The sequence below is a fragment of the Muriicola sp. genome (genome assembly GCF_049669965.1).
Taxonomy (GTDB): domain Bacteria; phylum Bacteroidota; class Bacteroidia; order Flavobacteriales; family Flavobacteriaceae; genus Muriicola.
The window spans coordinates 1-5,374 of record NZ_JBATLB010000227.1 but is presented as its reverse complement, the minus strand read 5'-3'; the positions used below and the strand labels follow the sequence as shown (position 1 = coordinate 5,374).

Below are 5,374 nucleotides of genomic sequence, written 5' to 3'. Positions count from 1 at the left end.
GGCTTTTTACGAACATTCGTACCTGGCCAAAACCATGGGGGTTGAACTAGTTGAAGGCCGCGATCTCTTTGTGGAGAACGATTTTGTGTATATGAGAACCATTAAGGGGCCTCAAAAAGTAGACATCATCTACAGGCGTATAGATGACCAGTTTTTAGATCCCTTAGAATTCAGGCCAGACACTGCCCTTGGAGTGCCCGGGTTATTTGCCGCTTATAAGAAAGGGAACGTTACCCTGGCAAATGCACCTGGTACAGGTGTGGCAGATGATAAGGCAGTGTATACCTATATGCCCGAGATCATTAAATATTATCTGGATGAAACACCCATATTAAACAATGTGCATACCTATCATTGCAGTAGGGCCGAAGAATTGGCTTATGTATTGGATCACGTTCATGAGTTGGTTATCAAACCTGTAGATGAGGCAGGCGGGTACGGTATTTCCATTGGAAACAGGCTTACTAAAGAGGAAATCACTATCGTAAAGAAACAAATAAAGGAAAACCCCAGAAAATACGTTGCGCAGCCTATAATGTCTTTATCCGTTCATCCAACGTACATAGATGAAACCAATTCATTTGAGCAACGCCATGTAGATCTCAGGACGTTTACCATTTTGGGCAAGGACAGGGATTTTGTCCTAAAAGGCGGGTTAACCAGAGTGGCGTTGAAAAAAGGAAATCTTATCGTTAATTCTTCTCAAGGTGGAGGATCTAAAGACACCTGGGTATTAAAATAATATCAATATGCTAGCAAGAGTTGCCAACAACCTTTTTTGGATGGGGCGTTATATTGAACGTTCTGAACATATTGCGCGATACATGCATGTAAATTACTTTGCTTCACTGGATGCCCCCAATGAACTCTCCAGATCCAGACAATTTGTCTTGAACTCCATGCTGAGAATGATAGGCGACCAAACAAAAGCTGAAGGTGAGATGCTGAATGAAGAAGAAGTGCTTTATAAGCTCGCTTTAGATCCGGCACACCCCTTCTCTATTTTAAGCAATGTGAAATACGCACGGGAAAACGCCAACAGCGCCCGCGATCTTATATCCACGGACCTATATGAGTCTATTAACAAGTTCTACCATTTTGTTCTGAAATATCCCGAGCAGCACTTTTTAAAAAAGGGGCTCTACGATTTTTCGATCAACATCATAGAAATGTCTTCAATTTTACGAGGAAGAATACGGAGTACCTTATTGCACGACGAGGTTTATGCCATCATTATGCTGGGTGTTAATTTAGAAAGGGCTAATCAGCTAATCCGTATCATCAACGCCAAATACTACGATGCGCTGAATGCCCAGGGGAGTTATGGCGAAAAGTTCAGCAAGAGTTTTGAGTGGACCACCCTGCTGAAGTGTGTTGAGTCGTACGATATGATGCGCAGATTTTACAAAAAGACGCCAACCAGTCTAACTACCCTGGAATTTCTGATACTAAATCCCAATTGTCCCAGGTCTATGATGAATAGTCTGAATCAGATCTATACACATATCCGGGTGCTGGATAATTCTTTCCGCTATAATAAAGATTCAACTGCCTTTTTGGTTGGCCGGGTACGTTCTGAATATCAATATAAGTACATTGAAGAGATAGAAGGCAATATCAAGGAATTCATTGAAGCCATGTTAAAGAATTTAGCCGATATTGGCACAAAAATGGAAAATGAATTCTTTCATTAGTAAATGGGCTAGTCTTCTTTAGCCCCCACAAAATTTATGTCGCTAGAATATACCATTGTATACAAAGCAGAGAATGTGTACGACCATCCTGTTAAGGAAGCACGGTGGCAATTCCTCATTACCCCTCATGAAAACCCCAACCAACAATTGGAGTCCATATCCTTTAAAAATTCAATGGATTTTCCTCATGAGTTCTCAACCAATGCCTATGGCTTCAAAACCATTCGCATCCTCGCAAAGTCGCCCTTTAAAGCCATCTCCTTCGAGGCGAGTTTTAAATTGCTTAAGGAACAGACAAATCCTTTCGATTTTATATTCCCATACGATCAGGCCGAGGAGTATTCAAAATATCAACAACTGCAATTCCGCGTAGAACATGAACCCTTTTTGCGTAAAACACCCTTAACTTCTTTATTAGAACATCACAGTCAGTTTTTTGACTATAAACACGATAAGTTTGTATTTGAAAATCTTCAGGCCTTAAACACCTGGGTCTTTGAAAAGATATTCTATACTCCGGGAGCCACAGATGTAAACACCACCTTGGATGAGATGCTGGAGCACAGGAAAGGGGTTTGTCAGGATTTTGCCCATTTGTTTTGTGCTATTGCCAGACAGCACGGTATACCATGTCGGTATGTATCCGGATATTTACATCAGGGAAATGGCTATTTTGGGGATTCTCAAATGCATGCATGGACAGAAGCCTACATTGAAGAAATAGGCTGGGTAGGCTTTGATCCTACCAATAATTTAATTGCCAATGAGAATCATATTAAAGTGGCACACGGGAAGGATTATTCGGATTGCTCGCCTTTAAAGGGTATTTTGTATTCTAAAGGGGGTAATACCACCAACCACAGTGTGCAGGTACACGGACAACAACAGCAATAAAATCGCTTTTAAACTATTCAGTTCTCCGCAAAAGAGTGGTATTTTTGAATGAAAATTTAAGACAATGACTACAACAGATCAACAAAAGGATCTTATAGAGCGCCTTGGTGCGTTAAGGAGGTATCTTTGACATAGATGCCAAGCTAATAGAAATAGAGAACGAGGAAGAAAAAACACTGGCTCCAAATTTCTGGGATCATCCACAAGAGGCCCAGGAGCAAATGCGTCTACTTCAATCCAAGAAAAAATGGGTAGAAGACTACGACGATGCCCTGGTATTGGCAAATGAACTGGAAGTATTACTGGAATTTTACAAGGAGGGCGACATTTCCGCTACGGAAGTTGATGCGCAATATCAGAAGGCTTTAAAAAGGGTAGAGAAACTCGAATTTAAGAACATGCTTTCTGAGGAAGGCGATGATATGACAGCTATTTTGCAGATCACGGCGGGAGCCGGAGGTACGGAAAGCTGCGATTGGGCCTCTATGCTGATGCGGATGTATCTGATGTGGAGTGAAAAAAACGGGTTTAAGATAAAAGAGTTAAACTATCAGGAGGGCGATGTAGCCGGTATCAAAACCGTTACCCTGGAAATTGACGGGGAATACGCTTTTGGATGGTTAAAAGGAGAGAATGGAGTACACAGGCTGGTACGTATTTCTCCGTTCGATAGCAATGCAAAGCGCCACACTTCCTTTGCTTCTGTTTATGTGTATCCTTTAGTAGATGACAGTATAGAGATAGAAGTTAATCCTGCAGATATTGAGATCACAACAGCTCGTTCTAGTGGCGCCGGAGGACAGAACGTAAACAAGGTGGAAACTAAAGTACAACTGGTACATAAACCCAGCGGGATCCAGATCTCCTGTTCAGATTCCAGATCGCAGCACGACAATAGGGCAACGGCTCTTAAAATGCTTAAATCGCAGTTGTATGAAATAGAACTGCGCAAAAAACAGGAAGCAAGGGCAGAAATTGAATCCTCCAAAATGAAAATAGAATGGGGTTCCCAAATCAGGAATTACGTGATGCACCCTTACAAACTGGTTAAGGATGTTAGAACAGGAGAGGAAACCGGGAATGTAGATGCAGTAATGGACGGCGACCTCGATAACTTTTTAAAAGCGTACCTAATGATGATGGGGCAACAACAAGAAAACTAATTGATGCTTAAAATATATCACAATCCCAGATGTAGAAAATCTAGAGAAGGTCTTGCCCTTTTGGAAGCGAGTGGCAAAGCCTTTGACATAGTATATTATCTGAATGAAGTTCCGGACAAAAAGGAATTAAAACAACTCATTACCCAATTGGGTATTGAACCCATTGAGCTCGTTAGGACCCAGGAAGCCATCTGGAAATCTGAGTTCAAAGGAAAAGATCTCACCAAAGATATGATCCTGGAGGCAATGTGCGCCCATCCAAAACTTATCGAAAGGCCTATAGTGGTCCTTAACGGAAAAGCGGTCATAGGCAGGCCGCCGGAAAAGATCTCACAGTTGCTAATAGATTAAATCTATTATTCTTAATATTTTAATAATTTTTCTTAATCTTTTCAGAAATGTTCAGCGTGAACAGGTCTTTTAACAAACATTTAACCGAGCACCCTTTTCCTTCGGTTTACTTTTGAATCAAATCTCATGAAAAAATTACTTAACGTTTTTGTTTTTGTCATTCTATTTTTTGGAATGGTCCCAGTAGTTCAGGCGCAATATGCCAATACCTATGGAGCAAGAGGTAGAAGAAGACTTGCCCCACAGACTCAAGAGCCAAGAGAAAAGGCAGAACCATTGACCGCAGATGAAATGGTTGCCGCAGAAATGCCAAAGATCATCAAGGCTATAGACCTCAATGAATTTGAACAAGCAATTCTTACTACTATTCTTACTAAATACGTCCAACAGCGTATTGAAGCACAGATTCTAAATTTGGGTCCCGAAAAAACCAGGGAAGTTTTCGAAAATATCAATATAAAGCAAGATGAGGAATTAAAGATCAGCTTGCCTGAAGAAAAATACAAAGCGCTGTTAGAATATAGAGAAAACGGCGGAAAAAAGGTTAAAAAGAAAAAAAAGAAATCAGACCCTAAATGAAAAACTATATAGTCCTGCCATTATTCTTAATGGCTTTTTTCATGTCCTTTTCTCAAAGACCATCTGGCCAATCTACAACTCCTATTACAATCTCTGGTACTGTTTACGATAAGGATACAGGTCAACCCTTAGAATACGCCACCTTGGTTTTACAGAGTGTCCAAAAACCAGAAATGGTGACCGGGGGGATTTCCGGATTAGATGGTAAATTTGCTGTGGAAACAATGCCAGGGCAATACAACGTCCGTGTTGAATACCTGTCTTACAAAACTTTCTCCCTGAAAGCCCAGACCTACCGAAATTCTGTTGACCTGGGTACGATCCAACTGGAAATAGACGCACAACAATTAGCAGATGTAGTAGTGGTTGGAGAACGCACCACAGTAGAATTACGATTAGATAAAAAAGTATACAATGTTGGGCAGGATCTTACCGTTAGAGGGGGGTCCGTAACAGACGTTCTGGATAATGTACCTTCAGTGACCGTAGATGTGGAGGGTAATATTAGTCTGCGTGGTAATGAAAGTGTACGGATTTTGATCAATGGCAAACCCTCAGCCCTGTCGGGGTTAAGCCCTCAGGCACTGCAGCAATTGCCAGCGGAATCCATTGAGCGCGTAGAAGTTATTACGAATCCTTCCGCAAGGTACGATGCTGAAGGAACTGCCGGAATCCTGAATATAATTTTAAAAC

At 41.3% G+C, this 5,374-nt stretch carries 7 protein-coding genes; all 7 read left to right on the top strand.

All coding sequences use genetic code 11. From position 1 onward, the window contains the following. Positions 1–742: circularly permuted type 2 ATP-grasp protein (locus WBM49_RS11860; protein ID WP_424372266.1), on the top strand; the 742-nt coding region annotated here is incomplete at its 5' end. Between the two features lie 7 nt (positions 743–749). Further along, positions 750–1,694, top strand: coding sequence for an alpha-E domain-containing protein (locus tag WBM49_RS11855; protein WP_424372265.1), 945 nt, complete (start codon positions 750–752; stop codon positions 1,692–1,694). 36 nt (positions 1,695–1,730) lie between these two features. Then, positions 1,731–2,588, top strand: a complete 858-nt coding sequence (locus tag WBM49_RS11850; RefSeq protein WP_424372264.1) for a transglutaminase-like domain-containing protein — start codon at positions 1,731–1,733, stop codon at positions 2,586–2,588. A 64-nt stretch (positions 2,589–2,652) separates the two neighbouring features. After that, positions 2,653–3,751, top strand: a protein-coding gene (gene prfB / locus WBM49_RS11845) for a peptide chain release factor 2 (RefSeq protein WP_424372263.1) whose coding sequence is annotated in 2 segments (ribosomal slippage) — positions 2,653–2,715 and positions 2,717–3,751 — 1,098 coding nt in all. Because the reading frame shifts where the segments join, the coding sequence is not laid out codon by codon here. 3 nt (positions 3,752–3,754) lie between these two features. Beyond that, a complete protein-coding gene (gene arsC, locus WBM49_RS11840) occupies positions 3,755–4,102 on the top strand; it encodes an arsenate reductase (glutaredoxin) (protein WP_424372262.1) in 348 nt (115 codons plus the stop codon). Between the two features lie 126 nt (positions 4,103–4,228). Next, complete coding sequence (locus WBM49_RS11835) at positions 4,229–4,681, top strand: hypothetical protein (protein ID WP_424372261.1); 453 nt, start codon at positions 4,229–4,231, stop codon at positions 4,679–4,681. Next, a partial coding sequence (locus tag WBM49_RS11830; RefSeq protein ID WP_424372260.1) for a TonB-dependent receptor plug domain-containing protein occupies positions 4,678–5,374 on the top strand: 697 nt, incomplete at its 3' end. The genes WBM49_RS11835 and WBM49_RS11830, both read left to right, overlap by 4 nt.